The organism is Azospirillum sp. UENF 211521, from assembly GCF_058780535.1.
The window spans coordinates 306,339-332,500 of sequence record NZ_JBSNCF010000002.1 but is presented as its reverse complement, the minus strand read 5'-3'; the positions used below and the strand labels follow the sequence as shown (position 1 = coordinate 332,500).

The following is a 26,162-nucleotide window of genomic DNA, read 5'->3' as shown; positions in this document are numbered from 1 at the left end:
ATCCAATTGGTGATCCCGAGGATCGGCTCCGACATACCCCGCCCCTTGTGTACCGCGACCTTGGCGCGAAGAATGACACGCATTCTTTGCAAATTCATTGCGTGAAAATGCCGCTTCCGTAAGACGGCGGCGGCGCTCATAGAATGCGGCCCATGCGCGCCGCTTACCTCAACCTCGCCCTGTCGATGACCCTGGTCGGCTTGTCCGTTCCAGCGTCCAAGGTGATCGTATCCCACATCCCGCCGCTTGTGGCCGCGGAAATGCGCTTCGCCCTGGTCGCGGTGCTTCTGGCACCCTTTGCCCTCAGGGGTCGAACAGCGGCGCTGCCGCGCAATGGCCGGGACTGGACGAGCCTCACCCTGCTCTCCCTGTTCGGCATGGTGCTGTTCAACCTGTTCCTTCTCTATGGGCTGCGCGAGACCAGCGCGGTGGCCGCCGGAATCATCACCAGCACCATCCCGGCCATGACCGCGCTGGGAGCGGCGCTGATCCTGCGCGAGCGGATCGGGGCCGGCAGTGCCGCGGCCATCGCCTTGGCGGTCGTTGGCATGGTGGCGCTGAATCTGCGCCCCGGTGGCGGCGGTGGACCCGACGATTCCGTCGTCGGCAACGCGCTGGTGCTAGGAGCGGTGGTGTCGGAGGGGCTGTACGGAGTCTTCGCCCGGCAGCTCGGCGGTCGGATTCCGCCTTTGGCGCTGACCTGCCTGGCGAATGTGCTGGCGGCCGCGATGATGGCGCCGGGTGCCCTGGCGACGCTGGGCGGCTTCGATCCGGCCGCGGTGCCCGGCTGGGTCTGGCTGCTGTTCGTGGCGTCCGGCCTGACCGGCGGGTTGCTGGCGGTGGTGCTGTGGATGCGCGGGATCGCCCATGTCCCGGCCAACCGGGCCGGGTTGTTCACCGGTCTGATTCCGGCGGCGGGCGTGCTGGCCGCCGTGCTGTTCCTCGGCGAGGCCTTCACGCTCGCCCACGCCGCCGGGCTGCTGTGCGTTCTGTTCGGAATCGCGATGGGGACGGGGGCGCTGCGCCTGCCCAAGCGCTTCACGCCGAGGTAGCGAGCAGCACGCCCGTCCGAATCACAGGGATTCCTGGACCAAGGCGACGCCCTTGACCTGGGCGTAGACCGGCTGGCCCGGCGACAGCCCGAGGGCGTCCCAGCTCTTGCGGGTGACGCGGGCGAGCATCCGCGCGCCCCTGCCCTCCTCGCCCAGAGCCACGACGGCCATCATCTGCACCTCATCCTGCTGCTCCGCCGCGACGATGCGGGCTGGAAGCGCGTTCAGGATGGTGCTGCCCTCCGGCGGGTTGCGGGCGAGGCTGACGTCGGACGCCGCGATGCGGGCGCGCCGCGCCGTTCCCTGCGGCCCGAGGTCGCCCGGAACGAGCAGATGGCCGCCGTCCAGCCGCAGCAGGGTCAGGCCATAGGCGTCCTCCCGCCCGGCCACCACCGCGGGCAGGGTCACCCCGGCCTCCGGCATGCGGGCGATGGGCAGGGTGGGATCGGCCTGAAGCTCCTGCATCGGGCCGGCGGCGACGACGCGCCCCTGGCGCAGCAGCACCAGATGGTCGGCCAGCCGCTCGACCTCCGCGATGTCGTGGCTGACATAGAGCACGGGGACCGACAGCACGCCGTGCAGCCGCTCCAGATAGGGGAGGATCTCCTCCTTGCTGAAGCGGTCGAGCGCCGCCAGCGGCTCGTCCATCAGCAGCAGGCGCGGTTGCGAGAGCAGCGCGCGGCCGACGCCGACCCGCTGGCGCTCGCCGCCGGACAGATGCTCCGGCGAGCGGTCGAGCAGATGCCCCAGCCCCAGCAGGTCCACCACGTCGTCCAGGCGGATGTGCTCCGGCACGCCGCGCCCCACCGTCCGGCGATGGCCGAACAGCAGGTTGGTGCGCACCGACAGATGGGGGAACAGGCTGGCTTCCTGGAAGACGTAGCCGATGGACCGCTTGTGCGTCGGCCGGAAGGTCCGCCCCTCCTGCCAGACATCGCCGTCCAGGGCGAAGCGCCCGTTCAGCCGCTGCAGCCCGGCCGCGCAGCGCAGCACCGAGGTCTTGCCGCAGCCGGACGGGCCGAACAGCGCGGTGATGCCGCGGCCGGGCGCCTCGAACGCCACGTCCAGGGCGAACTGGCCGAGCGTCCCATGGAAATGCACCGACAGGCTCATCGCCCGCCCCGCCCGATGCGCTTCTCCAGCATCATCATCGTCAGGATCACCGTGAAGGAGAAGACCAGCATGCCGCCGGCCAGCAGATGGGCCTCATCCCATTGCAGCGTCTCGACATAGTCGTAGATGGCCACCGAGAGCACCTTGGTCTGGCCGGGGATGTTGCCGCCGATCATCAGGACGACGCCGAACTCGCCCATGGTGTGGGCGAAGCCCAGCACGGCACCGGTCAGGAAGCCGCGACGGGCCAGCGGCACCGCCACGGTGAAGAAGGTGTCGAGCGGCGAGGCGCGCAGCGTCGCCGCCGCCTCCAGCGGACGGTCGCCGAACGCCTCGAAGGCGTTGCGGATCGGCTGCACCACGAAGGGCATGGAGTAGAGCACCGACCCGATGACCAGCCCTTCGAAGGTGAAGGCCATGGAGCGGGCGCCCCACAGGGAGGCCAGCCACCCGCCGGGGCCGTTCGGCCCCAGCAGCATCAGCAGGTAGAAGCCGAGAACCGTCGGCGGCAGGACCAGAGGCAGCGCCACCACCGTGGCCACCGCCTCCTTCCACCAGGCCCCGGACCGCGCCAGCCACCAGGCCAGGGGGGTGCCGACAATCAGCAGGATGACCGTCGTCAGCGCCGCCAGCTCCAGCGTCAGGATGATCGGTTGCCAGCTCATCGGCGGGCGGCCCTTACCAGAGAGTCCGGCATGGTCAGTTCGGCGCCCGCGTGCCGTAGCCGTACTTGGAGATCACCGCGGCGGCCTCCGGCCCCTTGAGGAAGGCGAGGAAGGCCGTGGCGGCCTCGTTGCCGGCGCCCTTCTTCAGCAGGACGGCGTCCTGGAAGATCGGGTCGTGCAGCGCCTCCGGAACCGGCCAGCGGGTGCCGTCCGGCTTGGCGATCACCTGGGACAGGGCCACGAAGGCCAGCTCGGCGGCGCCGGTCTCGGCGAACTGGAAGGCCTGGGCGATGCTGTTGCCCTGGACGATCTTCGGCTGGATCGCCTCGTAGACGCCCATCTTCTTCATCGTCTGCACGGCGGCGAGGCCATAGGGTGCCGTCGCCGGGTTGGCGATCGACAGCTTCTCGAAGGCGCCCTTGCGCAGCGTGTCCTCGCCCAGCGGCGCGTCGCCGGCCTTGGTCCACAGCACCAGACGGCCAACGGCGTAGGTGAAGCGGGAGTCCGGAACGGCCAAGCCCTCCTCCACCGCCTTCTTCGGCGTCTCGTCGTCGGCGGCGAGGAAGACGACGAAGGGCGCGTCCTGCTTGATCTGGGCGTAGAACTGGCCGGTCGCGCCGAAGCTCAGGACGGCCTTGTGGCCGGTCTTCTGTTCGAAGGCGGTGGCGATCTCCTTCGCCGGGGCGGTGAAGTTCGCGGCGACCGCGACGTTGAATTCGTCGGCCCGGGCCGTCGCCGAGACGGACAGCAGCGCGACGGCGGCAAGCAGGAAACGCGTCATTCGAAAACTCCTTCCGATCTATCGTCAATCCACCGCGAGAATGATGTGCGATGCGTCGATCAGCGCGCAGGCCGGGTCGCCGGGCTTCAGGCCGATGTCATCGGCGCTGCGCAGCGTGATGATGGCGGTCAGCGTTTTGCCGCCGCCGATGTCCAGGGTGATCTCGCTGTTGACCGCGCCGTCCTCGCGACGGGACACCACGCCTTCCACGCGGTTGCGCATCGAGGTGCGCTTCGCCTCGTCCGCCGGGGCGAGGATCACGAAGGGCGCCTTGATCAGCGCCGTCGCCGCGCGCCCCGGGAAGAGGCCCAGGTCGCGCACGCTGTCGCGGGTGATGATCGCAACGATCGAGGTCCGGTCCGAGACGGACAAGGTGACCTCGGCGTTCACCGCCCCGTCGGTGATGGCGGTGACGGTTCCACGAAGGGCGTTGCGGGCACTGGTGCGCATGAAGAATCCCCACATCAGGCTGGCCGCCGACAGGCCGGTGCCGTTGAGTTCCGGTTCCAGCACCTGGAAGGCGCGGACCATCTCGCTCTGCAGACGGTGGAAGGTGGCGACCAGCCGTACGCCGTCCGGGGTCAAGGCGGTTCCGCCGCCGCGCTTTCCGCCGGCCTGCGCCTCGACCAGCGGGCGGCCGAACAGGTTGTTCATGGCGTCGATGGCGTCCCAGGCCGCCTTGTAGGTGACGCCGACCGACCGCGCCGCGCCGGAGATGCTGCCCTCGCGCCCCACCGCCTCCAGCAGCCGGATGCGCTCGGCGCCGATCGGCGACGCGTGCGGCCCGGCGAACGACACCTGCGGTTGGACGGACATCAGCGGACACCCCGAAATCGCTATATATGCCGGCTATATAACCATGCACGGCGCAGGTGAACTAGCGCTTTCTGACGAATCCGTCGCTTTTTGAGGTTTTGGGAGGGAAACGGCGGTCACACCGATCCGAAAATCGGAACGCCGCGTCAAAAACATCCTGCTCATGATGCACGGCATCCGCTCATCATGCCGATTTTCTGTGCGGTTCCTGGTGTTCAGACCGGCGTTGTTGTTTGTCTTTTATCGAAAACGGCGTTTTCTTGAAACAAACGGACCCAAATGGACTTGAGAGGAACTTGGAGCCCCGCGACGATCCACGCCGCCCGCACCGCCCCTTTGGCAGGGGGCGGCCGGACATGGCGATTCTTGTATGTAGATACCCTATACAACGAGGCAGCGGGCGGCGCGCTGCCGCCCCGTCAATCCACCAGTTCCCAGTCGAGCGTGGACACGACGCGGACGATCTTGTCGATCTGCCGGCTTTCCATGATGCCGGGCGCCTCGTCGCGGGCGAGGATCTGGAACAGCCCCTGGTTGGCGCGGCGGATGCCGCCCAGAGTGGCGCCGCTGTCGGTCGCGAACTGGGTTGCCGCCTCGCGCGCCTTGGCCGTCGCCTCGGCGATCATCTCGGTCTTCACGTCGTTCAGCCGGGTGAACAGGTAATTGGGGCCGGAGCCCATGCCCGGCTCCCCGCCCAGGGTGACACCCTGGTCAAGCAGTTCCGCCAGATTCTGACTGGCGCGGTCGACCCGCTCCACGTCCGGGCTGCGGATCATCAAAGTGCGGGTGAGGATGTAGCGCTGGTCCGCCGGCCCTTGGCGGTAGGCCTGGGCGAGCAGGTCCACGAGATCGAGCGAGCGCGAGACGACGGCGTCGGCGCCCAGCCCGTAGCGTTCCAGAAAGGCCAGCACGGCCTTCTCGTCCGCCGCCGTCTTCGCCTGGACGGCGGACAGGTCGTCGCCGGTGGCGACGAAGCGCACCGGCCAGAGGGCAAGGTTGGCCTTGACCTCGCGCTCAGCGGAGCCCTTCACGGTGACGAAACGGTCGGCCAGCCGGACCTGGGCGACCTCGCGCCCCGCCGACCAGCCCGCCGCCGCGATCCCGATGGCGAGAAACGCCGCAGCCGCCAGCGCCGTCCGGTTTCCGATCATCCCACTCTCCCTCGTCGCTCTCCTCGGAGGATGAAGGAGGATTGTGGCGAAGCTCAGGCCGGACCGGCGCCCCCCAACTGGATCACGGCGCCGGACTCACACCGCGGTCAGCCAGACGCACAGCAGCGCGTAGGCGACGGGAAAAGCCACCAGACACCAGCGGTCCAGGAGCAGGGACTTCGCCGCGTTGCGCTCATAGATCATCAGCGACACCGCGCTCTGCATCAGGCTGAGGAAGATCATGCCCATGGAGGCGAGGTTGACCCGGTCCGACAGGGTGAAGCCGCTGCTGCGCGGCAGGTCGCTGGCGATGACGAAGTAGCAGGCGACCACGGCGAACAGCGCGCCGATGCCCAGTCCGAAGCGGGGATCGAGGTCCACCGGCTTCACCAGGAAAGCCAGAAAGGCCACCAGCGAGGAGATGAAGATGGTCGAGAAGGTCTTGATGTAATAGACCGAATCCGGCCGCTCCAAGGTGATCGCGTGGGTGTAGCGGGAATAGACCGACTCGTGGTTCTTCGGCAGGGTGATATCGCCGTAGTTGGTGCGGTAGCGGTGCGCCGAGATGGTGGCGCCGTTGTTGATCAGCGTGTAGCCGGAGACGTCGACGTCGGGATCGACGGTGCTGTTGTCGGTGTCCGGCACATAGACGACGTATTCCGCCGTCTGGTCGCTGTCCTCGATCACCAGACGGATCGTCTGGGTGTCCAGCGGAAAATGGCTCACGTCCCAGGGCTGGTTCAGAACGGCCTGGACACGCGCCTGCCCGTAGTTGGTGTCCTTCAGCTTGCGGATCGGGGTGGGCGTGCGGGATTCGATCCGCCCGTTCATCAGCTCGAACGTCTCCAGCGGGTTCAGGGAGTCGTCGTCCCAGCGGAACCAGACGTAGAAGTCCACATTGACCTGATTGTCGCGGAGGTTCACCCCGGTGATCTGGTTGACGTAGGTGCCGACCACCACCTTCGCCGGCCCAGGAGGCGTTTCCGCCCTCGACGCTCCGGGCAGGCCGGTCAGAAGGATGGCGAGAAACGCCAACGCGTACCGAATCATGATGCCCTCTCCTTTCCTGCCGGATGTCAGTGCGCGTGGCTCTTCTTGACCAGCACGTCCATGGTCGCCAGCAGCACGCCGGAGACGATGAAGGTGACGTGGATGGCGACCAGCCACATCAGGTCGCGGTCGGAGACCTCCGACACGTTCATGAAGGTCTTCAGGATCTGGATGGAGGAGATCGCCACGATGCTGGCGATCAGCTTCACCTTGAGCGCGCTGAAATCCAGCTTGCCCATCCATTCCGGGCGGTCGGCGTGGCCGGCGACGTCGATCTTCGAGACGAAGTTCTCGTAACCGCTGAAGATCACCATCAGCACGAGGTTGCCGACCATCGTCAGGTCGACCAGCCCGAGCACGATCAGGATGATGTCGTTTTCCGTGCCGTGGATCAGAAGCGGCAGCGCGTGCACCAGTTCCAGCGCGAAGCGCCAGCCGATCATCAGCAGCGCGCCCACCAGACCGACATAGAGCGGCGCCAGGAGCCAGCGGCTCTGGAACATCACCTGCTCCAGGAAATGCTCGGCCCGGCGCGCCGGACTGCGGCGCCCCTGGCCGTTGCGGGACAGGAGAGGGGTGTCGCCGCTCAGGGCCGACGGGTTCGACTGGGTCATGACTTGCTCGCCAATGTAATGTCGCCACGGATTTGGCCGATTTTCCGGCCGTCGATCTGGTGCTGGTAGGTCATCTGCAACTGGTCGAAGGCCAGCGAGATGGTCTCGGTGCCGTTGCTGCTGTCGTCGTCGTCGACCGACAGCACGTACTCCGTGATCTGCGTGTTCTTCAGGATGATGGTCAGGTACGGCTCGGCGAAGATGTCGCTTTCGCCAAAGAATTCGCCGCCCTGAAGCTGTGCGAAGGTGCGGAAGAAATGGATCGTTGCGGTGACGTCCTTCTTCTGCGGATCAAAGGCCGCCTGCATCAGCTTGGGCGAGGCGAGGTCGAAGTGGCGCTCCAGCTTCAGGCTGTCGACGCCGAGCTTGTCCTGCTTCTGAGCCTTGCGGCCGCTGAAATAGGAGTTGTCCTCGATCGGGTCGTCGTAGTTGAAGCCGCCGACCTCGCGCTTGCCCGAGGACAGGTCGAAGCTGACGCAGTCGGCCAGATTCTTGTAATTGCGGATCAGTGACTCGCCCTTGATGCCGGGATAGTCGAGCAGGATGCGGGGCATGGCTCAGCGCTCCTCAAGCCGCAGAAGGCCGAAGATCCGCCCGACCTCGCCGCGGTCGCCCAGCAGCTCGGCGTAAAGCTCCGGCAGGGACAGGTTCCCCCAGGCCGCGGCGCGGCGGACGAGGTAGGAGGTCGGGCTGTGCGGCTCCTCCCGCGCCAGGAAATCGGCGATCTGGTGCAGCATCGCGTAGGCCTCCTGCCGGGTCCGCGGCCCACCGGGGCGGGCGAAGGCGGCGGGGATGATCTCGGCGGACGCGTCGATGGTGGCCCCCTCGTCGCCCTCGGCCTCCTCCGTCGCGGCGGCGGCGCCGTCCGGATCGATGCCGCGCTTGGCGAGCGCCTCGCGGTGGAACTGGATCAGGCTTTCCAGAAGTCTTCAGAAGCTGGCTGAAGCCGGGGGCGGCGCGCCCGGCCACGGCGTCCAACTCCGCCGCCAGGGTGCGCACCGCCGTCACCGTGTCGCGCAGATGACCGTGCTGGGTCTGGTAGAAGTCCGGCGGCGTGCGGTCCTGCGCGGCGAGGATCTGCTCGACCGTCACCTCGCCGTCATCGACCGCCGCGTGGAAGGCGCGCGGGTCGCGGGTGGCGAGCTTGCGCAGGCGTTGCGCGTTCTGCCAGTCCTGGAAACGGTGAGTCTCGTCGGTGTGCGGCCCCGGCTGGGTGATGGCGGTCGCCATCAGGTCGCGCGACAACTGGCTGTCCAGCCAGACCAGCGGCGCCAGCCGCGGCTCCGGGTCGCCGTCGTCCAGCCGCGGGTAGAGGCCGTCCCAGAAGTCCTCAACCAGCCCGTGGACCAGCAGAACCCCCGGCGCCAGCCCCGCCGGGCCGTGCAGGTGGCCCAGCGCCTGGACCAGCCACGCCGCGACCTGGAGGTCCTTGGTGCGGGTCTTCAGAAGGTCAGAGGACTGCTGGACGACGCCCTTCCAGTCGGCCTTCTTGACGGTGGTCTGCCAGATGCCCTGATCCAGATCGTCGTCCATCCGGCGCGCCTCGGTCAGCGCGTCGAATTCCGGGCCATGGCGCAGATCGTCGCCCGCCGGATCGTCGCCGGGGATGGGCTGGAGCAGGGCGCCGATGTCGATCAGCGGGTGGGATGCGATCATTTGGCTGCTCACGGGAAGCGTTGGGCCGCGGGGCGGAGCATCGGGGACTGGGACGGCGGGGTGCCCAGGTCGAAGAAGGCGCGGTCCGCCGGGGCCACCGCGCCCGACGGCGCCGGCCAGCCGGCCAGGCCCGGCATCCGCCGCATGCTGCCGACCGGGGCCAGCGGCGGCGCCTGCGCGGGCAGCGCCGGCACGGCCACCTTCTCCTCGCGCGGCGGCTTGCCGTCGGCCAGGACGGTGCGCTTGACCGCCAGAGTCATGAAGACCCGCACGTTGGGCTTCACCACGGGTTGCGGCACCGCCTGCACGGCCGGAGCGAACGGCAGCGGGGCAGCGGCGGCGGCTTCCTTGACCGGGCCGCTGGCGGTGGCTTCGAACAGCAGCAGCGGCTCGGTGTCCGGACCGGGACGGCGGTCGCGCTGCGGCGCGGCCTGCCGGCTGGCCAGGGCGAACAGCGCCCAGGGACCGTCATAGTCGAAGCGCAGCGAGGGGCCGTCGACCGTCACCCCAGCACCGACGCCGGACACCGGCAGCACCGTGCCGTCCTTGGCCCAGCGCAGCGTCAGGCTCAGCTTGTCGCCCGGATACCAGCGCAGCGGCGTCCGCGGCAGCATGCTGGACAGGGAGCCGTTCGGCGTGGCGAGCTTCCATTCGATGATGTCGCTGCCCCCGGCCTCGCGACCGCGGTTGACGCGGAAGGCGGGGTCGAGCGCCAGACCGCCGCTCTGGTCCGGGGTCACCGCGGCGATCAGCAGCGGGCGCGCCCGGTCCATGGTTTCCACGAAGCGCAGCGCCTCGCGTCCGGCGGTGCCGAAGCGTTCGCCGCGGCGCAGCCCCTCCAGCACGAAGGCCGAGCGCGCGTCGAACCGCTCGTAGAAGGCGCGCACCGCCGCCGGGTCGGCGTCCTCGCCCGGCACGGCGCCACCGGAGATTCCTGAAGCGGCGAAGGGGAAGCGTCCGGCCAGCATCTCGTTGAACGAGGCGGCCATGTCGACGTAGGCGTCGTAGACGCGGGCGTCGGCGGCCAGCACGCAACGCGTGGCGATCCACTGCTTCAGCTCGGCCAGACGGCTGCGGAAGAAGTCGTCCGGCACCCCGTCGATGGCGCCGAGATTCTGGCAGCCGGCGGCGTCCACCGCGGCGCTTTCCACCGTCACGAACTTTTCGAGCTGCGCCAGGGAGCTGTTCGGGCGACCGCCGTCATACTTGTCCAGTTCAGTGATGATGCGCGCCCATTTGGACGCGGCGCCCGACCCGGTCCCGGCGCCCATCACCGGGCGCTCCAGGATCTCCACCACCGGGGCGGCGATGTCGCGGGCGAGCACCGTCACCTCCTGCCGGGCGTTGCCGAGATAGAGCGCCAGCCCGGCCGGCGTGGTCTGGCCGAACAGCAGGTGCGGCACCAGCGGCCCGTCCACCCAAACGTCCAGCGCGTGCGCGTCGGGCCGGTAGAGCTGGTCGCCCTCCAGCAGTCGGTCGGCCTGGGCCAGAACGGCGTTGGCCTGCCGGGCCACCGTGTCGCGGATGGTGTCGGCGGAGGTGGTCAGCCCGATCTGGCGGAAGGACTGCATCGTCTCGGCCAGCACCGGGAAGGCGGTGCGCAGCGCGTGGGCCGAGGCGCGGAGCTGCGCCAGCCCGCCCGCCCGGTCCACCCCGCCGCCGGCCGGGCTGCCGGCCAGGGCGCGGGCGAGGATGCGCTCAACCCCCTGGCGGAGCTGGTGCTGCGCCGCCGCCCGCATGGAGGTGCGCAGCATGGCCGGCGCCTGCGGCAGGTCCTTGGCGTCGAACAGCAGATAGTCCTCGACCAGCGGCGGGATGCTGTCCAGAGCGGCGCGGTCCCAGCCGGCGCCCACGGCGGGCATCGCCAGCGCGCCGGTGTCGTCCGTCTTCATGAAGCGGCGGGCCATCCACACCGACAGGGTGCGGCGAAGCTGCTCCGCCGCCGGGGCCAAGCGGGCGCCTCCGCTGGGGGCCTGCTCCAGCAGGCGCCCGATCACGGAGTCCAGGCTGCGGGCGCCGACGCCCGCCTCGTCGTAGCGGCGCTGCGCCAGATCCAGGATGTCGGCGCGCAGGGTGGGGCCGAGCAGGTCGGACTTCTCCAGCCGGCCCAGCAGCGCCTCGAACTCCGGCGGCAGGACGGGGCCGTTGGCGCCGATCCAGGCGCCGCGTTCCGCTCCCAAACCGCGGGCGGCGTCCTCCAGGCTCGACAGCACCTCGGCGTAGGCCGCCGCCGCGTCGGCGCCGGAGCGCGCCCCGCCGGCCAGCAGCTCCAGCTCGTTGGCGGCGACCGACAGCCTTGCGGCGGCGAGGCCGCCCATGGCGAGGTCGCGCAGGTAGGCGTCGGCGTATTGCCGGAAACGGCGGCTGACCTCGGCCCGGTGGGCGGTCAGGTCGATAGGGCGTTGCGCGCCCGGTCCCGGCGCCGGGATGGCGGTGCCGCCCGGCGGCTGGTCGATCTCCCAGCCGTGCAGCCGCGCCGAGAAGCCGCGCGCCACGCCGGAGCCGAGCGCGAAGTCCAGCACCTCGTCCAGCGGCAGGGTCGGGTCGCGAGCGTCCACGTTGTTGTAGGCGCGGGCCAGCCCCTCGGCGATGCCGATCTCGCCCGCGAAGGCGCGCAGCCGCTCGAAGGCGCCCGCCCCCGCCGGCCCGACCCCGCCATCGCGGGTCAGGCGGCGCAAGCGGTCCTCGGCGACGTCGCGCACGGTTGACAGGGCCAGCCGGCGGTAGCCGACGGCCAGCGCGCCCGACACCGAATCCGGGACGCCGCTGATCCAAGCGGCCGGCAGCGGGTTGAAGGTCCAGTCGGTGGGCAGCATGGTCACGCCCTGGACGAAGCGGGCGGCCGGATCGCCGTAGGCGGCGGTCATCGGCGCCCCGGCCTCGACCGCCGGGCGCTGGTCGGCGAGCTGCTGGAGCCCGCCCGGAATGTCGGCCAGGACCGGCACCAGCCGGTCCGACAGGGTGGAGGCGCGCTGCACCCCCACCCACAGCAGCAGGACGGCGGCCACGGCGGCGACCCCCGTCCCCACCGGCCAGGAGTAGCGGCGCCACGCGCGGGACGCGGCCAGCGCTCGGGTCGGCTTGGGCAGGCCGGCCTCGGGGAATATCTTGCGGTTCAGCAGGTCGCGCCCGAACAGCGCCGCCGCGTCCGGATCGGGGCGGCCCGTGAAGTAGAGGCCGCGGACGTAGAGCGTCTCCTGATAGGCGGTGCGCTTGAAGGCCGTGCCGAGCAGGGCGCGCAGCGCCGCCTCCGTCCCGGTCAGCCGCTCCGTCAGGGCGAACAGCGGGGCGCCGTCCGGCGTGGCCGTCGCGCCGAACACCTCCAGCTCCACCGCCAGCAGCCCGTCGGCCAGCGATTGCAGCGCCTCGCTCACGAAGTCGGGGGAAAAGGCGGTCTCCAGCGCGTAGGGGCTCGACCAGCCGAGCATCCCGCCGGTCAGGGACGGGGGCAGAGCCTCGGCCAGCGCCGCGAAACCGGGCGCCTCCTCGCACCCCGTCACCACCACATAGACCGGCAGGGCGAAGCCCAGCGTGCGCTGGATCTCCCACAGCCGGGCGTACAGCTCCGTCCCGCGCGCGGTGGCGCGGCGCACGTCGTCCAGCTCGGCCAGCGGAACGGTGAGGATCAGCCCGTCGGCGGGCAGCATCGGGCGGCGGCGGCCCAGCAGGTCGAGCACGCCGGCCCAGGCGGCGCGGGGATCGTCGACGTCGATGACCACCGCCCGGTCGTAGAAGCGCCAGGAGAAGCCGGCGTGCCGCTCGGCGGTCACCGGGGGGCGCACCTCCTCGGCGCAGGACAGCAGGCCGGCGTCGTCCGACGCGGCCACGCCAGTGCGCAGGTACCAAGGCACCAGATAGACGTTGCGCGACAGCGTCTCGCGATAGGCCGCCAAGCCGTCGCGGAACAGGCGGCGGATGTCACGGACGGTGACGTCCGGCGCCGGCGCCGCGAGTGCCGGGACCGCCCCGCCCTCCTCCGCCGTCGCGTCGGGCGGCGGCAGGGCGGCGGGCTCCGCCGGGGCGGGCGGCGCGGCGCTGCGGGCGCGCAGCAGGATCGCCGCCATCACCGCGATGATCAGCAGCACGAGGACGAGAAGCCCCGCGAAGACCCAGATCTGGTTGCCGGCGATGCCGGACAGGACCGCTGCCAGGAGTTCCATGACCGTCCTCTCCCGTCAGCGGGTCACGCGGACCGATGCCTGAAGCACCGCGTCCGCCGCGTTGGAAAGCTGTGCGGTGGACATCCACCAGAGCGCCTGCCCCAGCACCAGCCACAGCCCGGCGATGGCCCCCAGCACCAGCGGCCAGCGCGGCCCGCGCGCCAGCGTGCGCGCCTTGCCGTCGGTCAGCGTGTAAGCGTAGGCGGCCGGGATCAGCGTCCGTCCGCCGGGCAGCACCCCGGCGCCCAGCTCGGACTCGCGGCCGGCGATGAACTCGAACAGGCGGGCGCTGTAGTCGCGCAGGGTGGACTCGCCGCCCGGCACCCGGCAGCGCCCCTTGAAGCCCATGCCGAGCACGCAGAGATAGACCGCCGCCAGCTGAACCAGCCGCCGGTCGTTGCTGGCGAGCAGCGCCTCCATGCGGTCGAACACCCGCTCGCCGGCCAGCCGGGTGCGGAACACCGCCTGCTCCAGCAGCACACTGCGCCACAGCTCCCGCCCGTTCCATTCCACGTCGTGGATGAACAGGTCGTCGGCCAGCGCCGCCATGGCGTATTGCGCCTCGCGGTGCTGGCTGATCATCAGGTCGGTGCCGGTGCGCCCGACCTGGACCGCCTGCGCCTCCAGGAAGTCCTGGAGGCGGCGGATGATGATCTCCGCGTCGGGCTCCAGCGCCAGGGCCGGCACCGCCGCGGCGGCACCGCGCGGCGCCGGGATCGCCAGGGCGTCCTCGGTCAGGAAGGCCGGCAGGCTGTCCGCCGTCTCCCCAGCGGCGCCCTCGGGCTTCGCGGCGGCGGCGGGACGACCCGCCCCGACCGCGGCGCGGTGCCTCTGGAGTTCCCGCGCGAAGGCGAGGAAGTGATCGACCAGATCCCGGCGGTGCAGCATGGCGGTCATTCCCAGCCTCAGGCGCTGACGAAAAGGGTGATCTCGACGGGGCGGAAGCGGCTGCCCAGCGAGTCCGGATTCCAGATCTCCAGCCGCTCGCCGGGGACGATGTAACGGGGATCGACCTTGATCTCGAACGGCACCACGCCGCGCGGGGCGGCCACGCCGCCCTCGCCGCTGTCGTCCAGCGCGACGCGCTCGGCCCCCTTCACACGCAGGCCGGACAGCGTCTCCAGCCGCGAGCGCGAGGCGACGATGCAGTTCTCCATCCAGGCGGCGACCTCGCTGACCGGGGCGGAAGCCGGGCCGCGCACGCCGACGACCAAGCGGCCCTTCAGCCAGGCCTCGTCCATCGGCAACCCGAACATGCCGTCCTCGAAGGTGAAGGGGATGCGGGCGACGCCCTCCTTCACCCGGTCGATCATGCGCAGGATGAAGTCGCGCACCTCGCCGAAGCTCGCCATCGGGTCGTCGTGGTCGTAGCGCGACAGCTTGGCCGGCACGGCGCCGCTGGCAAAGGCCGACAGGTGGCCGGCCAGCGTGCAGAGCGACATGTAGACGTCGAACGGGTGGCAGACGCCGACGCCGAGCTGCGCCTCCAGCGGCGGCAGGCCGGTGACGAGGCTGCGGATCTCCGTCCGCGCCGCCTCGGCCAGCTCGGTCGCCGGGTTGCCGTTGCCGACGCCGGAGCGTTCGGCCAGGAACAGCGCCTTCTCGCGCACGCGCCGCACCACCTCCGCCCCCAGCCGGCCGAGCGGCGCGTTGGCGGCGACGGTCAGCGCTGGCGGCACGAAGTCGGTCAGCACGAAGGCGTCGTTGCGGAAGGTCGCCTGCGCGACCGGCATCGAGACGAACTTCTGCGGCGGCTTCTGGGTCGGGCCGGTGGTGGCGAACAGGGCCAGCCGCGGGCGCAGCCGGGCAATGGACAGCTCCTCCCCGCCATGCTGGTCGGCGACCGGCGCGCCCTCGACCGAGACGTAGCGCGGCGTCTCGCCCGGCCCCGGCGCGCGGTCGCCGCGGGCGGCGGGAACGATCAGGTGGATGGTGATCTGCGTCTGCCCCACCGGGTCCGCGTAGGCGGAAATGTCCACCTCCAGCGGCTCGTCGGTTCCGGCGCGGTAGTCCACGACGAGGCCGTCGGGCAGGATCGCCTCTAGCTCCCGCACCTGGACCAGCCCGGAGACGAGCTGCACGCGGTCGACCTGGAGATGGACGACGCCCCAATGGAAGGGCCGCGCCTGCCGGACATGGTAGGTCAGCTGCCGCTCGTGCCGCAGCGCCTGCTGCTGGAAATGCTGCGGGGCCAGCAGCATCCCGTCGTGCCAGTCGATGGCGTCGGGAATGTCGCGCGCCTCGGTCATTCGGCCCTCACGGAATGGGAAAGAACATCACGGAACCAGTTCGACATCCTTGTCCCCGGCGGTGAGGGTCAGCGTTCGTGTGTCCGGCACCCGCAGGCGGTGCGGTCCCGGCGTGGAATAGTTGGCGAAGACCAGCAGGGCCCAGGCCGGCTCGCCCGGCGGCAGGTCGGTCTTCAGCGTCTGGCCGGGGACCAGCTCCCAGCTCGTCACGCCGAGCGTGGTCGGGTGATCGCGCATGGACTGCTCGCGCTGGCCGAACCACTCCGCGGCGGTCAGTGCCCCCAGCTTGTCCACCAGCGCCTTGTCGCGGACAGCGACGAGGTCGATGGCGACCGGCGTGGTGTCGTTGGCGGCGGGCGCGACCGTGAAGGACACGCTGTCCAGCGCGGCGCGCGGCTTGTCCGCGCATCCGGCGGCGAGCAGCGCCAGCGCCAGCGCGCCGGCCAAACCAATTCCTTTTCCGTTCACCGGAGTCATGGCGTTCAGCGCTCTCCCGCTTCGGCAAGGGTGACGACGGTTCCGGACACCCCATTGGCCCGCGTCAGCGCGTCCAGCGCGCGGGCGGCCTCATCGGCCGCGGCGTAGCGTCCGGTGCGCACGGCGTAGGGGGCATTGCCGCCGGGCAGCGGCGCGAAATCGACCGTGCCGCGCACGCCGCGCTGGGCGGCGGCGGCGGCGAAGGACTCCGCGTTGGCCGGGGTGGCGAAGCGTCCGAGTTCGATGGCGTAGTGGCGGATCGGCGCCGCCCCGCCGTCCTTCATCGCGTCCAGCCGGTCGTTCAGCGTGTCCTCGACGATGCCCTCCACGCTGTTGCCGGCGAACTCGGTGACGCGATAGCCGGTCTTCTCGATGACGTGGGCGGCGGTGCCGGCCATCCAGCCGGGCAGGAGGCGGCGGGCCGCGTCGGCGGCGCCGCGGGTCACCGGTTCGGTGGCGGAGATCGCCCGTCCACGCGCCTGGTCGCTGAAGATGTCCGCCGTCTCGATCACGCCCTGGCGGGCCTCGAAGCTGTCGGCGACGCTGCTGCGCGCCATCGCGCCCAGCCCTCCGCCGGCCGCGGGCGCTCCGGCGGATGCCATGGAGGAAGCGGCGGCGGAGGCGGGTGCGGACGCCACCGGTGCGCCACCGCCATCGCCGCCCGTCAGGATCAGCGCCGCCATCACCGCGCCGAGCAGCAGGGCCACGACGGTCAGCACGGCGACGCCGGCGGCCAGAGCCGCCACCTGCCATCGTCCGAGCGTGATCGTGGTCATCGCGGGAATTCCTGGGGAAGAAACCGTCGGGCGGACCGCTCGCCGTGCGGGGTGGCGGCCCAGCCTGATAGAAGCATCCCGGCGGCCCAAATCCGCGCGCTGTCTGGTTCGTTCTGGCGTAGTCCCGCGGGGGTTTCGCGGCGATGACCCGGAGGCCTGCCCCGCCGTGCGGAGAAGCCCGCAAATCCGGCGGGTTACCCCGTTGGTCCGAACTGGATCATTCGCCGCCGCCGGCCTTCCCGGGCTGGGCGGCGGGAAGCGGTTCCTCGACCACCACACCGCCGATCCCGGCGGTCCGCTCGAAGGACGGGCGGCGCGCCTCGGCCTGCCAGCGATCGGCGAAGGCGCCGGCGCGCACGCGGTGCCACTGCCCGCCGGCCGCGTCCATGGTCTCGACGATCTCCACCGGCAGGCCCCGCCCGGCCAGCGCCGCCGCGAAGTCCTGGGCGTTCCCGGCGGAACGGAAGACTCCGAGTTCGATGGAGAAGCGCGCCGTGGGCGCCTTCACGGTCGCGACCGGGCGGACCGGGACCGCGGCCGGAGCGGCCTTCTCCGGCTCCGCCTTCGCCGCCTCCTGTGGCGCGGCGGCGGGCGCGGCGTTCGCTTCGGCGGGCGCGGGGTCGTCCGCGGCGCCGGGCAAGCCCCCGCCCGCCAGGAAATAGCCGCCCGCGAAGGCCACCAGGAGGAGCAGCAGCGCCAGAATGCCGATCAGAAGTTTCTTCATGGCACCGCGCTCATGAGTCCGGACCGCCGCACAGCCGCCGCATCTCCGCCGTCTCGCGCTGGTAGCCGAGCCGCACCCGCCGGTCGAGCACGAGGCAGAGGTAGGTGTCCTGCGCCGCCGGGTCGCTGGCGTGGTAGCGGCGCACCGCCTCCGTCCAGGAGCCGTGGCGGTCATACAGCTCCCGCAGGAAGCGGGCGGCGTAGGCGACGTTGACCGCGGGGTCCAGCATGTCCTCGCCACCCGCGAAGGAGCCGGCGTGCCAGCGCGTGTGGATCTGCATGCAGCCGACCGCCACGTCGCCGCGCAGGCCGCCCTCGCCGTCCTGCATCAGCCGCAGCGCCTCGCGCCGCGTCGCCGGATAGTGCGGGCGGCCGGAGACGTTCAGCGCCCAGGGCCAGGGCATCCCGGCCCGCCCGGATTCCACGACGCTCATGGCGTGCAGGATGCCCGGCGGAATGCCGTAGAGCGCCTCCCCGTTGCGCAGGTAGCGGCTGCATTGGAACAGCGCCGGTCCGCCGTCGGACGCCGGGGCCAGCTCCGCCGCCGCCGGCCCGGCGTGCAGGGCGCCCATCAATCCCAGAACACCGGCGAAAAGGCGCCCCGCCCGCCAACCCCTCTCCCGTCCCGGGAGAGGGAATGGAATTCCGCCGGCCCTCATGCCCGCACCCGCAGGGCGACGCACAGCCGGTCCACCGCCATCGCGGCGCCGCCGCCATGCTCGGTCAGCCCGGCGGACACCGCCGCGGTGACGCTGGCCGAGGACAGGTCGTCGAGGTTGCCGAGGATGCCGGTCAACCGCGCCCGCCCGAAGGCGACGCCGAAGCGGTTCTCGCCGTCCAGCAGACCGCCGTTGCACAGCACCAGCGTCGAGGGCACCGGCAGGTCGAGCGCGGTTTCCACCGCCGTTATCGTGGGATCGAGGCCGAGCGGCGGGTTGGCCGCCACCGGCAGGTCCACCACGTCGCCGAAACGCCGCAGCAGGAAGGGCTCCGGCACGCCCGCCGCGGCGAAGACCAGCCGGCGCGAGCGCGGCGACACGATGCCCATGGCGAGCCCGATCGACAGACCGGCGGCGTTGTCCGCCGCCAGCAGCCGGTTGGCGCCGGTCAGGCAGGCGGCCGGCCCGAGCCCGGCCGCCGCCAGCGTCCGCAGAGCGGCGCGCGCCGTCACCGTCATGAAGCCGGCCGCCAGCCCACCGCCCGACACCTGCCCGATCAGCACCGCCAGCGACCCATCCGCCGTCAGGAAGAAGTCGTAGAAGCTGCCGTCGAACTCCGCCGCCGGGCGCATCAGGCCCGACGCTTCCAGGTCGGGGGCCGTGGTCAGGTCGGGCGGCAGGATCGCCGCCTGCATGCGCCGGGCGATCTCGAACTGTTTTTGCAGCTCCACAAGCTCGGTCCGGGTGTCCAACGCCGATTGAAGCTGGCGGACCATGCCGTCGAGTGCGGTGTGCTGGTCGCGCACGCGTTCCGCCATCACCTCGAAGGCGACGGCGAGCGCGCCGGGGTCGTCGGTGCGGGCGCAGGGCGTCCGGCCCTCCGACGCCGCTTCGATGCGGGCGAGGTCGGCGAGAAGCTCCCGCCGCCCCTGCTCCGGCAGGGTTTCCGACAGGCGCAGCATCTGGCGCCGGATGAAGGACTGCTGGCGCAGCCAGTGGCGGGCGCGCCGCTCCTCGGCGTCGCGCAGCGCGCGGCTGCGGCTGCGGAAGACCTCGACGGTGCGGGCGAGTTGCCCGGCCTCGTCGCTGCGCTCCGCCCCCAGCACGGCGACGCCGGTGTCACCCGCGGCCAGGGCCGACAAGGCGGACATGGAGGCGTAGACCGGCGTGAAGACGCGCCGGAAGTACCAGTCCAGCCCCAGCGTCCCCGCCACCAGCACCATCAGCACCACGAGGATGGCGGAGCTGTCCAGCAGGCTGTCGGCCATGGCGGCCAGCGTGGTCTCGCGCACGGTGACGAGGTACAGCGTGCCGTCCCCCTCCGTCCCGGCGATCTTGGGCAGGCGCAGCTTGCGCACGCCGTAGCCGCGGGCGCCGATGGTCGCCTGCACCTCCTCGCCGCGCTCCGCGGCGGGGTGCACGTCGGCCCAGGCCAGCGGCCCGGCGTGCCCGTAAAGCCGCCCGTCGCCGCCGACCAGAAAAGCGGAGCCGCCGAGGACGCCGGCCAGCGCCTCCAGGCTGCCGGTCAGCGGGCGGATGGCGACCAGCGCCCGGTCGGCGGGCCGCTGCGCGCCGAGGGGACGGGCGAGCAGAAGCTGCGCGGCACCGCCGGTCAGCACCAGACCGTCCTGCGTGTCGTTGCGGGCCAGCACCTGCCCTATGCGCCGCTCGTCGAGAAGACGGATCGGCTGGTCGGCTGGGACGGCGAGCAGGGTCTGCCCGGCACCGTTGACCACCGTCACCGCCGTGAAGCCCAGAGCGCCGAGCCGCTCGGCTACTGTCGCTGCGTTGCCGCGCTCCAGGGCGTCGGTGAGGCGGGGGTCGCCCACCGCCACCCGCGCGGCCGCGGCGGACTGATCGAGCAGCCCTTCCCACAGCCGCAGGGTCATCCGTCCCTCGTCCTCGGCGTGGCGGGTGGCTCCGCTCTCGATGCGCAGCAGGGCGAAGACCGCGGCGGTGACGAGCACGGCAAGGACCACCGCGGCGGCGGCCACCGTCATGCGCTGGCGAAGACCGGTCATCGCGCGGCCTCCCCGTCGACCGGAACGCGCCGGCGCGGTGCGGCGTGGCGCCACAGGGTCAGGAGCAACGGCGGCACGGCGGCGATCCCGGCAAGCAAGGCGAGCGAGGGCAGCGTGCCCGCGGCGACCATGGGAGTGCTGCCGCCGGACAGCCAGAGCGCGCCGAGCGTTCCGACCAGGGTCAGCGCGGCCCGCGCCGCGGTCATGCCTCCCCAATCGCCCGACACCGCGAAGCCCGCGTGCCCGGCACCGAGCGCCGCCGCGACGGCGAGCGCGACGGCGGTCCCCGGCTCGACCGGGCCGAGCGCCAGGAGCAGGCCGACCGCCGCCGTCCCCCCCAGGCTCAACAACGGCGCGGCGCTCCGCGGCACCAGGACCGCGACCAGCGCGGCGGCCAGCCAGGCCGGGGTGGCGTGCAGCCAGAGGAGTTCCGCGACCCGGCGAGCGTCCATCGCCCCGCCGCCGTCAGCCCGGCTCAACACCGCCAGAGCCAGCGCGGTGACCAGCCACAGCCCCCAGCCCTTGGGACGCACCGCGCCCTCCGTCCACCAGCGGTCCACCGCCAGCAGGGAGCGCAGGGTCGCCCGCGGCAGGGTCACGCCGGTCCGCCGCTCCAGCCGGACGGCGGCCAGGAGGCCGGCCAGCCCGGACAGCATCGCTCCGGCCATGAGGACACCCGGCACGGCGCCGCCAAGGCACAGGACCGACAGCCCCGTCCCGACGACAAGACCACCGGCGGCGGACACCGCCGGCCCGGCGCGCAGGCTTTCCGCGGCGGGACGCGCCGCCTGGAAGGGAAGTGCTGCGAACAGCCCGCCCAGCACAGCGCCGGCCAGCCATACCGCTGTCCCGTCGCCCAGCCCGCTCAGCAGCGCCCAGCCACCCAGCGCCAGCGCACCGGCGACGGGCGCGCGGCGGCCGAGCGCCAGAGCGAGCGGAACCGCCGCGGCCATGCCCAGAACCACCCCGCCGAGCGCCACGCCCGGCGGCAGGTGCCGGGCCGCGACCGCCGCGGCGACGGCCGTTCCCACACCCGCGCAGAAGGCGGTGGCGTAGGGCAGCGACCCGGCGTCCGGCGGGGCCAGCGCGGTCAGCCGGTCGGGCGAGAAGCGGCCCAGCCGCTCGATCCGTTCGATCAGCGGCGCCACCTCTGCCGCGGCGTCCTTGTTGAAGCTGAGGTCGCGCACCTCGGCCAGATAGCTGCGCAGGCGGGCGAAGCGGTCGTTCACCCCGGTCACCACCCGGTTCATCTCGGCCAGCAGGGTGCCGATCAGGCTCTGCTCCACCGGCGGAGCGATGCGGTCGTAGGCGGAGCGCGCCAGGTTGGCCTCCAGAGAGGCCGCCAGCCGCAGCGGCGCCATCACCTGGGCGTTCAGCATGGTGCGCAGCGCCAGCCCGCCGAGCGCCAGCGCAATGCTCAGCGCCACCGCGAAATCGATCAGGATGCGCGGCGCATTGGCCGGTTGCGCCACGGCGCTGCGGCCGAGAAGGACCTCGCCCGCGGCGGCGGCGCCCTGGCGGATGGGAAAGCGTTGCAGGACCAGCCCCAGCGCGGACCAGTCGGTTTCCGCCGGCACCAGCCGCACCGACAGGTCGGGCCGCGCCGCGTCGGATTTCTGGAACAGGGGACGGCCGGCGCCGTCCACCACCAGGATCAGCTTGATCTCCGGGAAGACCGCGCCGGCCTCGCCCAGATAATCGTCCATCCCGGCCATGCGGTCGAGCGGCAGGCCGAGGGCCAGCGCCTTCTCCAGGTCATGGGCGATGCCCGTCCCGACGATCTCGGCGCGGGAGGCGGTTCCCCGGTCGGCCAGCCCCGCCGCGGCGATCAACGCCGCCGCCAGAGTGGCGAGCCAGGGCACGACGACCACCACCGCCATCAGCGGGATGAAGCGCCGCAACACGCCGCGCAGAGGGAATGGAGTCACGGGGCGGGTCATCGCAGCACCTCCCCGTCGATGCGGGCGGCCTCGGTCTCCGCCGCGCGCAGCCCGGCCAGCACGGCGGACAGCGCCGGGTCGGCCACCGCCACGGTGGCGGGTTCGTCGACCTGGAGTTGCCGGGCCTCGGCGGCGTAGAAGGCCGTCCGCTCCAGAACGGACCGGCAGACGCCGGACAGCAGAAGCCGCGTGCCCAGAACGGCAAGGATCGCGATGGCAGCCAGGAAGACGGCGGTGACCGTGGCGGTCTCGCGCAGCGCGGCCAGCACCTCAACCCGCGCGTCCTGCTGCGGGGCGAGGCCCAGCACGGCGCCGGCGGGCTTGCCCAGGGCGTCGGCCACCGGCACGCCGACCAGCACTCCGTCGCGGTCGGCGAGGTCCCAGGGCTCCGTCGGCAGTCCCGCGGCGCCGCCCATCCAGGAGGCCGGCACCGGCGTCCCCGCCGCCTGGGCGGTGGCGAACAGCACGGTCCCGCGCGGGTCCACCACGTAGAGCCGCACGCCCCCACCGCCGGTGGAGGCCACTTCGATCAGCCTTTGCAGGTCGTTCTGGTCGGCGAGTGGAAAGCCGATGGCGGCGCGCTCCGCAGCACTGGCCGCCACGCGGCTGGCCAGCGCCGACGCGCGCGCGGCGATTTCCGCCGTGTGTGCCTCCGCCACCGCGTTGTGAAAGGCGAACAGGGTGAACGCCTGCCCGCCCACGGCGCACAGCCACAACACAAGCGCCAGACGCCCGAAACCGTAGAGCATGGCCAGCCTCCCAGGGTCCGGCTATAGCGGCTTTCCTTGGGGGCATCCCGTTCAGATTGGCCCAACTTGGTCTGATCTGCTTTTGCCGCTCCCCGGCCCCTGCGATACTCCCCCGGCGAACCAGACCGGCCAACCAGAAAGGGCGCGCTCCATCATGAACCGGCCATCATGAACCGGGATGCCCGCCTGCAGGCGATCCTCGCCCGGCTGCGCAGCGATTCCCCCGGCGAGCGGCTGGCCGCCCTCTCCGCGCTGGAGCGGCTGATGCCCGCTGGCACCTCCCTCTACGAGGTCATCCAGGTCGGGCTGTTCTACACCGACCGCGGCACCGTCGCCCCCTCGCTGGTCGAGGAGGTGGACCGCCTGCGCGGCGAGGCGCAGGAGGCGACGCGGCGGGAGGAGCGGCAGCGCCGCCGCGTCCGGGCGCTGGAGACCGGCATCCGCGCCGTGATGGAGGAGTTCCGCGGCGGCAAGGGCGGCGGCAAAGGCGCCTGACCGCCTTCGCTCCGCAACGGACGCAGTTCCGGCGGCGTGACTCCGGGAGTGGACCAACAAGGCGTTCCGCGGCGGCCCGCCATCGCACACCTTGCGGGGCACTACCGCCGTGCGTACCCGGAGGCCCTTTGCCCACCATCACCGCACCCTGTCAGCATGCCCTTTACGCCGCCGTGGACTCCGCGGCGACGGCGCGCGGCATGACGGTGCCCGCCCTGATCCGCTCCTGCCTGACGCTGGTCGGGCCGGAGGCGCTGACCCATCTGCCCGATCCCGGCAGCCCGGAGCCGGTGGACGTCTCCCACCGCACCGTGACGCTGAAGAACGGCGGCACCCGCCGCGTGCGGGTCGTGCCGAAGCTGCGCGTGCGCCACGCCACGCCGCTCGACGCGGCGACCGTGCGCAAGGCCGCCTGGGTCGCCGCCACCATCGGCAACGACGACGGCGCGCATCTCATCACCGCGGGCGAACTGAACGCCGTGGAAAGCGAGATGAGCCGCTGCCGCCTGCGGCTGGAACAGTTGACCGCGGCGCTGGAGACCCTGGCCTTCCGCCCGCTGCGCCAGCCGATCCGCAAGCCGTGGCAGGCCACCTATGTGCTCGGCTTCACCCATGAATGGGGCCTTGACCCGCAGGTGGTGAACAGCCGCTTCCGCACGCTGGCCCCGATCTTCCACCCCGACACCGGCCTGCTCTCCAGCGCCGAGCGGATGAGTCAACTCTTGGAGGCCCGCAACTTCCTCTTGCAGCACCTTCGAAGCTGAGCGGGCGATGCTTCGTACGCCGGACATTCCCTCCGAAACGGAGGTGTTCCGGGGCGATGTCGTCCAATTGGGGTCCATCTCGGCTGGCCTCCGCGGGGGTGCCTTTCGAATGATGGCGAAGCTCGACAGCCGGCGCGCGACGCGCACAACCCTATGAGGTCGTCAGATATGAGCGAGAGCAGTCAGAAGAAGTTGGAGCGCGTCCGCCCGCCGCGGGTGAAGCTCACCTACGAGGTCCACACCGGTGGCGCCCAGGAGATGAAGGAGCTGCCCTTCCTGGTCGGCATCCTGGCCGACCTCAGCGGCAAGCCGGAGAAGCCCCTTCCCAAGCTGAAGGAGCGCAAGTTCGTCGAGATCGACCGCGACAACTTCAACGACGTGATGGCCTCCGTCGGGCCGCGCCTCGCCTTCCAGGTGGACAACAAGCTGCAGGAGGACGGCGGCAAGCTGAACATCCTGCTGAACATGCGCCACATGGACGATTTCCAGCCGGTGGAGGTGCTGAAGCAGGTGCCGACGCTGAGCCGCCTGTTCGAAGCCCGCCAGAAGCTGTCGGACCTGCTGGCCAAGCTGGACGGCAACGACGAGCTGAACGGCCTGCTGAACGACGTCATCACCAGCACCGAGCAGCAGGACGAACTGAAGAAGCTCCTCGGCCCGGTGGCCGGTGCCCCGGCCGGCGAGCCCGCGGGCGAGCCCGCCTGATTCCCCGTCCCGTCAAGCCCAATCAGAACCCCCTTCACGGAGCGAACAGGTGAGCACGGAAACGTCCGTTGAGAGCGCCGCCAATCTGTCCCTGCTCGACCGCATGATGGTCGAAGGCAAGATGGCGCGCGAGGAGGGCCAGCGGCCCTACGCCCGCGACCTTCTGACCGAATTCGTCGACCAGGTCCTCGCCGAGACCGGCGACGCCTCCGCCATCGACGTGGTCGAGGCGATCAACCAGCGCATCGCGCAGATTGACGAGCTGATCAGCGACCAGCTGAACGAGGTCATGCACCACCCCGACTTCCAGAAGCTGGAAGGCACGTGGCGCGGCCTCAACTACCTCGTCATGAACACCGAGACCTCGACGACGCTGAAGCTGCGCGTCCTCAACGTCTCGCGCAAGGACCTCCAGAAGGACCTGGACAGCGCGGTCGAGTTCGACCAGAGCGCCATGTTCAAGATGGTCTACGAGGCCGAGTACGGCACGCTGGGCGGCACGCCCTACAGCATGCTGGTCGGTGATTACGAGTTCGGCCGCCATCCGCAGGACGTCTCCCTGCTGGAGAAGATGTCGAACCTCGCCGCCGCCGCCCACGCGCCGTTCATCAGCGCCGTGTCGCCGGCGATGTTCGACATGGAGAACTTCGGCGAGCTGGGCGCCCCGCGCGACCTGTCGAAGATCTTCGAGACGGCCGAGATGGTGAAGTGGCGGTCCTTCCGTTCGTCGGAAGACTCCCGCTACGTCTCGCTGACCATGCCGCACGTCCTGATGCGCCTGCCCTACGGCCCGAACACCGTTCCGGTCGAAGGCATGAACTTCGTCGAGGACACCGACGGCCGCGATCATTCCAAGTACCTGTGGGGCAACGCCTCCTGGGCGCTGGCCGCGCGCATCACCGACAGTTTCGCCAAGCACGGCTGGACCGCGGCCATCCGCGGCGTGGAAGGCGGCGGCAAGGTCGAGGGTCTGCCCAGCCACACCTTCAAGACCGACGAGGGCGACGTCGCCCTGAAGTGCCCGACGGAGATCGCCATCACCGATCGCCGTGAGAAGGAGCTGAACGACCTCGGCTTCATCTCGCTGGTCCACTGCAAGAACACGGATTACGCGGCGTTCTTCAGCGGCCAGACCACCAACAAGCCGAAGGTCTACAACACCGACGAGGCCAACGCGAACGCCCGCATCTCGGCGATGCTGCCATACATGCTGGTGTCGTCGCGCTTCGCCCATTACCTGAAGGTGATGCTGCGCGACAAGATCGGCGCCTTCCTGACGCGCAACAACATCACGGACCACCTGAACACCTGGATCGCCAACTACGTCCTGCTGGACGACGAGGCGTCGCAGGGCACGAAGGCCCGTTTCCCGCTGCGCGAGGCCCGCATCGACGTCTACGACGTGCCGGGCCGTCCGGGCGTCTACCGCGCCAACATCTTCCTGCGTCCGCATTTCCAGCTCGAAGAGCTGTCGGCCTCCATCCGCATGGTCGCCGAACTGCCGGCACCGGAAGCCTGATCCCCTCCCCCGAACGCATCGTCCGGA

Annotated in this window: 25 protein-coding genes (1 of these 25 only partly in view); 5 read left to right on the top strand and 20 right to left on the bottom strand. The window is 71.2% G+C overall.

The annotated features are described in order from the left end of the window. A protein-coding gene (locus tag ACWPN5_RS18270) for an acyl carrier protein (RefSeq protein ID WP_236778236.1) crosses the window boundary here: on the bottom strand, window positions 1-140 show its beginning. It extends 304 nt beyond the left edge of the window; the window shows 140 of its 444 coding nt (coding positions 1-140); it begins with the start codon at window positions 138-140; the stop codon falls past the left edge of the window. 12 nt (window positions 141-152) lie between these two features. Between ACWPN5_RS18270 and ACWPN5_RS18265 the strand changes: the two genes are divergently transcribed. Further along, the gene (locus ACWPN5_RS18265; protein WP_145689871.1) at window positions 153-1,052 is read left to right on the top strand and encodes a DMT family transporter; all 900 of its coding nucleotides are present in this window, start codon (window positions 153-155) and stop codon (window positions 1,050-1,052) included. 21 nt (window positions 1,053-1,073) lie between these two features. On the opposite strand, the gene modC is transcribed toward ACWPN5_RS18265, so the two are convergent. The 19 genes from modC to ACWPN5_RS18170 all read right to left on the bottom strand — a co-directional run bounded on the left by modC (window position 1,074) and on the right by ACWPN5_RS18170 (window position 22,652). Beyond that, window positions 1,074-2,165, bottom strand: a complete 1,092-nt coding sequence (gene modC / locus ACWPN5_RS18260; protein ID WP_492296698.1) for a molybdenum ABC transporter ATP-binding protein — start codon at window positions 2,163-2,165, stop codon at window positions 1,074-1,076. Next, the gene (gene modB / locus ACWPN5_RS18255; RefSeq protein ID WP_014198586.1) at window positions 2,162-2,830 is read right to left on the bottom strand and encodes a molybdate ABC transporter permease subunit; all 669 of its coding nucleotides are present in this window, start codon (window positions 2,828-2,830) and stop codon (window positions 2,162-2,164) included. Before modB ends, modC begins: the two co-directional genes overlap by 4 nt. Window positions 2,831-2,864: 34 nt before the next feature. After that, complete coding sequence (gene modA, locus ACWPN5_RS18250) at window positions 2,865-3,611, bottom strand: molybdate ABC transporter substrate-binding protein (RefSeq protein ID WP_492296696.1); 747 nt, start codon at window positions 3,609-3,611, stop codon at window positions 2,865-2,867. Between the two features lie 24 nt (window positions 3,612-3,635). Further along, complete coding sequence (locus ACWPN5_RS18245; protein ID WP_492296694.1) at window positions 3,636-4,427, bottom strand: TOBE domain-containing protein; 792 nt, start codon at window positions 4,425-4,427, stop codon at window positions 3,636-3,638. Between the two features lie 419 nt (window positions 4,428-4,846). Continuing rightward, the gene (locus ACWPN5_RS18240) at window positions 4,847-5,578 is read right to left on the bottom strand and encodes an SIMPL domain-containing protein (RefSeq protein ID WP_145689869.1); all 732 of its coding nucleotides are present in this window, start codon (window positions 5,576-5,578) and stop codon (window positions 4,847-4,849) included. A gap of 96 nt (window positions 5,579-5,674) precedes the next feature. Continuing rightward, the gene (locus ACWPN5_RS18235; protein ID WP_492296692.1) at window positions 5,675-6,628 is read right to left on the bottom strand and encodes a ligand-gated ion channel; all 954 of its coding nucleotides are present in this window, start codon (window positions 6,626-6,628) and stop codon (window positions 5,675-5,677) included. Window positions 6,629-6,654: 26 nt separating this feature from the next. After that, complete coding sequence (locus ACWPN5_RS18230; RefSeq protein ID WP_145689867.1) at window positions 6,655-7,242, bottom strand: TIGR00645 family protein; 588 nt, start codon at window positions 7,240-7,242, stop codon at window positions 6,655-6,657. Then, window positions 7,239-7,796 carry an Hcp family type VI secretion system effector gene (locus ACWPN5_RS18225; RefSeq protein WP_200479146.1) on the bottom strand — a complete coding sequence of 186 codons (558 nt, stop codon included), beginning with the start codon at window positions 7,794-7,796 and terminating at the stop codon, window positions 7,239-7,241. Before ACWPN5_RS18225 ends, ACWPN5_RS18230 begins: the two co-directional genes overlap by 4 nt. Before the next feature lie 13 nt (window positions 7,797-7,809). Next, window positions 7,810-8,898: a type VI secretion system protein TssA gene (gene tssA / locus ACWPN5_RS18220; protein ID WP_492296690.1), complete on the bottom strand. Its 1,089-nt coding sequence runs from the start codon at window positions 8,896-8,898 to the stop codon at window positions 7,810-7,812. Between the two features lie 8 nt (window positions 8,899-8,906). Continuing rightward, on the bottom strand, window positions 8,907-13,058 hold the full coding sequence (locus ACWPN5_RS18215) for a type VI secretion protein IcmF/TssM N-terminal domain-containing protein (protein WP_492296688.1): 4,152 nt from the start codon (window positions 13,056-13,058) through the stop codon (window positions 8,907-8,909). 15 nt (window positions 13,059-13,073) lie between these two features. Then, window positions 13,074-13,946, bottom strand: coding sequence for a DotU family type IV/VI secretion system protein (locus ACWPN5_RS18210; RefSeq protein ID WP_492296687.1), 873 nt, complete (start codon window positions 13,944-13,946; stop codon window positions 13,074-13,076). Between the two features lie 17 nt (window positions 13,947-13,963). Then, window positions 13,964-15,307 carry a type VI secretion system baseplate subunit TssK gene (tssK, locus tag ACWPN5_RS18205; RefSeq protein WP_145689863.1) on the bottom strand — a complete coding sequence of 448 codons (1,344 nt, stop codon included), beginning with the start codon at window positions 15,305-15,307 and terminating at the stop codon, window positions 13,964-13,966. Between the two features lie 27 nt (window positions 15,308-15,334). Beyond that, the gene (locus ACWPN5_RS18200) at window positions 15,335-15,754 is read right to left on the bottom strand and encodes a hypothetical protein (protein WP_492296684.1); all 420 of its coding nucleotides are present in this window, start codon (window positions 15,752-15,754) and stop codon (window positions 15,335-15,337) included. Window positions 15,755-15,789: 35 nt separating this feature from the next. Further along, complete coding sequence (locus tag ACWPN5_RS18195; RefSeq protein ID WP_145689861.1) at window positions 15,790-16,560, bottom strand: SPOR domain-containing protein; 771 nt, start codon at window positions 16,558-16,560, stop codon at window positions 15,790-15,792. Between the two features lie 217 nt (window positions 16,561-16,777). After that, on the bottom strand, window positions 16,778-17,284 hold the full coding sequence (locus ACWPN5_RS18190) for an SPOR domain-containing protein (RefSeq protein WP_492296682.1): 507 nt from the start codon (window positions 17,282-17,284) through the stop codon (window positions 16,778-16,780). A gap of 10 nt (window positions 17,285-17,294) precedes the next feature. Then, window positions 17,295-17,855 (bottom strand): lytic transglycosylase domain-containing protein, encoded by a 561-nt coding sequence (locus ACWPN5_RS18185; protein ID WP_492296680.1) that lies wholly within the window; start codon window positions 17,853-17,855, stop codon window positions 17,295-17,297. An 83-nt stretch (window positions 17,856-17,938) separates the two neighbouring features. Further along, window positions 17,939-19,963 (bottom strand): PP2C family protein-serine/threonine phosphatase, encoded by a 2,025-nt coding sequence (locus ACWPN5_RS18180; RefSeq protein ID WP_492296678.1) that lies wholly within the window; start codon window positions 19,961-19,963, stop codon window positions 17,939-17,941. Then, window positions 19,960-21,903 carry a hypothetical protein gene (locus ACWPN5_RS18175; protein ID WP_492296676.1) on the bottom strand — a complete coding sequence of 648 codons (1,944 nt, stop codon included), beginning with the start codon at window positions 21,901-21,903 and terminating at the stop codon, window positions 19,960-19,962. The genes ACWPN5_RS18180 and ACWPN5_RS18175 overlap by 4 nt, the downstream gene beginning before the upstream one ends. Continuing rightward, window positions 21,900-22,652 carry a hypothetical protein gene (locus tag ACWPN5_RS18170; RefSeq protein WP_492296675.1) on the bottom strand — a complete coding sequence of 251 codons (753 nt, stop codon included), beginning with the start codon at window positions 22,650-22,652 and terminating at the stop codon, window positions 21,900-21,902. Before ACWPN5_RS18170 ends, ACWPN5_RS18175 begins: the two co-directional genes overlap by 4 nt. A gap of 168 nt (window positions 22,653-22,820) precedes the next feature. Between ACWPN5_RS18170 and ACWPN5_RS18165 the strand changes: the two genes are divergently transcribed. The 4 genes from ACWPN5_RS18165 (at window position 22,821) to tssC (ending at window position 26,135) form a co-directional block, all read left to right on the top strand. After that, window positions 22,821-23,147: a hypothetical protein gene (locus tag ACWPN5_RS18165; RefSeq protein ID WP_492296673.1), complete on the top strand. Its 327-nt coding sequence runs from the start codon at window positions 22,821-22,823 to the stop codon at window positions 23,145-23,147. Between the two features lie 200 nt (window positions 23,148-23,347). Beyond that, window positions 23,348-23,911, top strand: a complete 564-nt coding sequence (locus ACWPN5_RS18160; protein WP_186466202.1) for a hypothetical protein — start codon at window positions 23,348-23,350, stop codon at window positions 23,909-23,911. A gap of 168 nt (window positions 23,912-24,079) precedes the next feature. Next, window positions 24,080-24,616, top strand: coding sequence for a type VI secretion system contractile sheath small subunit (gene tssB / locus ACWPN5_RS18155; RefSeq protein ID WP_014198564.1), 537 nt, complete (start codon window positions 24,080-24,082; stop codon window positions 24,614-24,616). A 49-nt stretch (window positions 24,617-24,665) separates the two neighbouring features. After that, window positions 24,666-26,135 (top strand): type VI secretion system contractile sheath large subunit, encoded by a 1,470-nt coding sequence (tssC, locus tag ACWPN5_RS18150; protein WP_492296671.1) that lies wholly within the window; start codon window positions 24,666-24,668, stop codon window positions 26,133-26,135. Window positions 26,136-26,162 lie beyond the last annotated feature (27 nt).

What these genes read in the sequence shown, in the direction of transcription:
- ACWPN5_RS18265 (WP_145689871.1), top strand. Translation starts at nt 153, where the DNA reads ATGCGCGCCGCTTACCTCAACCTCGCCCTGTCGATGACCCTGGTCGGC.
- modC (WP_492296698.1), bottom strand. Translation starts at nt 2,165, where the DNA reads ATGAGCCTGTCGGTGCATTTCCATGGGACGCTCGGCCAGTTCGCCCTG.
- modB (WP_014198586.1), bottom strand. Translation starts at nt 2,830, where the DNA reads ATGAGCTGGCAACCGATCATCCTGACGCTGGAGCTGGCGGCGCTGACG.
- modA (WP_492296696.1), bottom strand. Translation starts at nt 3,611, where the DNA reads ATGACGCGTTTCCTGCTTGCCGCCGTCGCGCTGCTGTCCGTCTCGGCG.
- ACWPN5_RS18245 (WP_492296694.1), bottom strand. Translation starts at nt 4,427, where the DNA reads ATGTCCGTCCAACCGCAGGTGTCGTTCGCCGGGCCGCACGCGTCGCCG.
- ACWPN5_RS18240 (WP_145689869.1), bottom strand. Translation starts at nt 5,578, where the DNA reads ATGATCGGAAACCGGACGGCGCTGGCGGCTGCGGCGTTTCTCGCCATC.
- ACWPN5_RS18235 (WP_492296692.1), bottom strand. Translation starts at nt 6,628, where the DNA reads ATGATTCGGTACGCGTTGGCGTTTCTCGCCATCCTTCTGACCGGCCTG.
- ACWPN5_RS18230 (WP_145689867.1), bottom strand. Translation starts at nt 7,242, where the DNA reads ATGACCCAGTCGAACCCGTCGGCCCTGAGCGGCGACACCCCTCTCCTG.
- ACWPN5_RS18225 (WP_200479146.1), bottom strand. Translation starts at nt 7,796, where the DNA reads ATGCCCCGCATCCTGCTCGACTATCCCGGCATCAAGGGCGAGTCACTG.
- tssA (WP_492296690.1), bottom strand. Translation starts at nt 8,898, where the DNA reads ATGATCGCATCCCACCCGCTGATCGACATCGGCGCCCTGCTCCAGCCC.
- ACWPN5_RS18215 (WP_492296688.1), bottom strand. Translation starts at nt 13,058, where the DNA reads ATGGAACTCCTGGCAGCGGTCCTGTCCGGCATCGCCGGCAACCAGATC.
- ACWPN5_RS18210 (WP_492296687.1), bottom strand. Translation starts at nt 13,946, where the DNA reads ATGCTGCACCGCCGGGATCTGGTCGATCACTTCCTCGCCTTCGCGCGG.
- tssK (WP_145689863.1), bottom strand. Translation starts at nt 15,307, where the DNA reads ATGACCGAGGCGCGCGACATTCCCGACGCCATCGACTGGCACGACGGG.
- ACWPN5_RS18195 (WP_145689861.1), bottom strand. Translation starts at nt 16,560, where the DNA reads ATGACCACGATCACGCTCGGACGATGGCAGGTGGCGGCTCTGGCCGCC.
- ACWPN5_RS18190 (WP_492296682.1), bottom strand. Translation starts at nt 17,284, where the DNA reads ATGAAGAAACTTCTGATCGGCATTCTGGCGCTGCTGCTCCTCCTGGTG.
- ACWPN5_RS18185 (WP_492296680.1), bottom strand. Translation starts at nt 17,855, where the DNA reads ATGGGCGCCCTGCACGCCGGGCCGGCGGCGGCGGAGCTGGCCCCGGCG.
- ACWPN5_RS18180 (WP_492296678.1), bottom strand. Translation starts at nt 19,963, where the DNA reads ATGACCGGTCTTCGCCAGCGCATGACGGTGGCCGCCGCCGCGGTGGTC.
- ACWPN5_RS18175 (WP_492296676.1), bottom strand. Translation starts at nt 21,903, where the DNA reads ATGACCCGCCCCGTGACTCCATTCCCTCTGCGCGGCGTGTTGCGGCGC.
- ACWPN5_RS18170 (WP_492296675.1), bottom strand. Translation starts at nt 22,652, where the DNA reads ATGCTCTACGGTTTCGGGCGTCTGGCGCTTGTGTTGTGGCTGTGCGCC.
- ACWPN5_RS18165 (WP_492296673.1), top strand. Translation starts at nt 22,821, where the DNA reads ATGAACCGGGATGCCCGCCTGCAGGCGATCCTCGCCCGGCTGCGCAGC.
- ACWPN5_RS18160 (WP_186466202.1), top strand. Translation starts at nt 23,348, where the DNA reads ATGACGGTGCCCGCCCTGATCCGCTCCTGCCTGACGCTGGTCGGGCCG.
- tssB (WP_014198564.1), top strand. Translation starts at nt 24,080, where the DNA reads ATGAGCGAGAGCAGTCAGAAGAAGTTGGAGCGCGTCCGCCCGCCGCGG.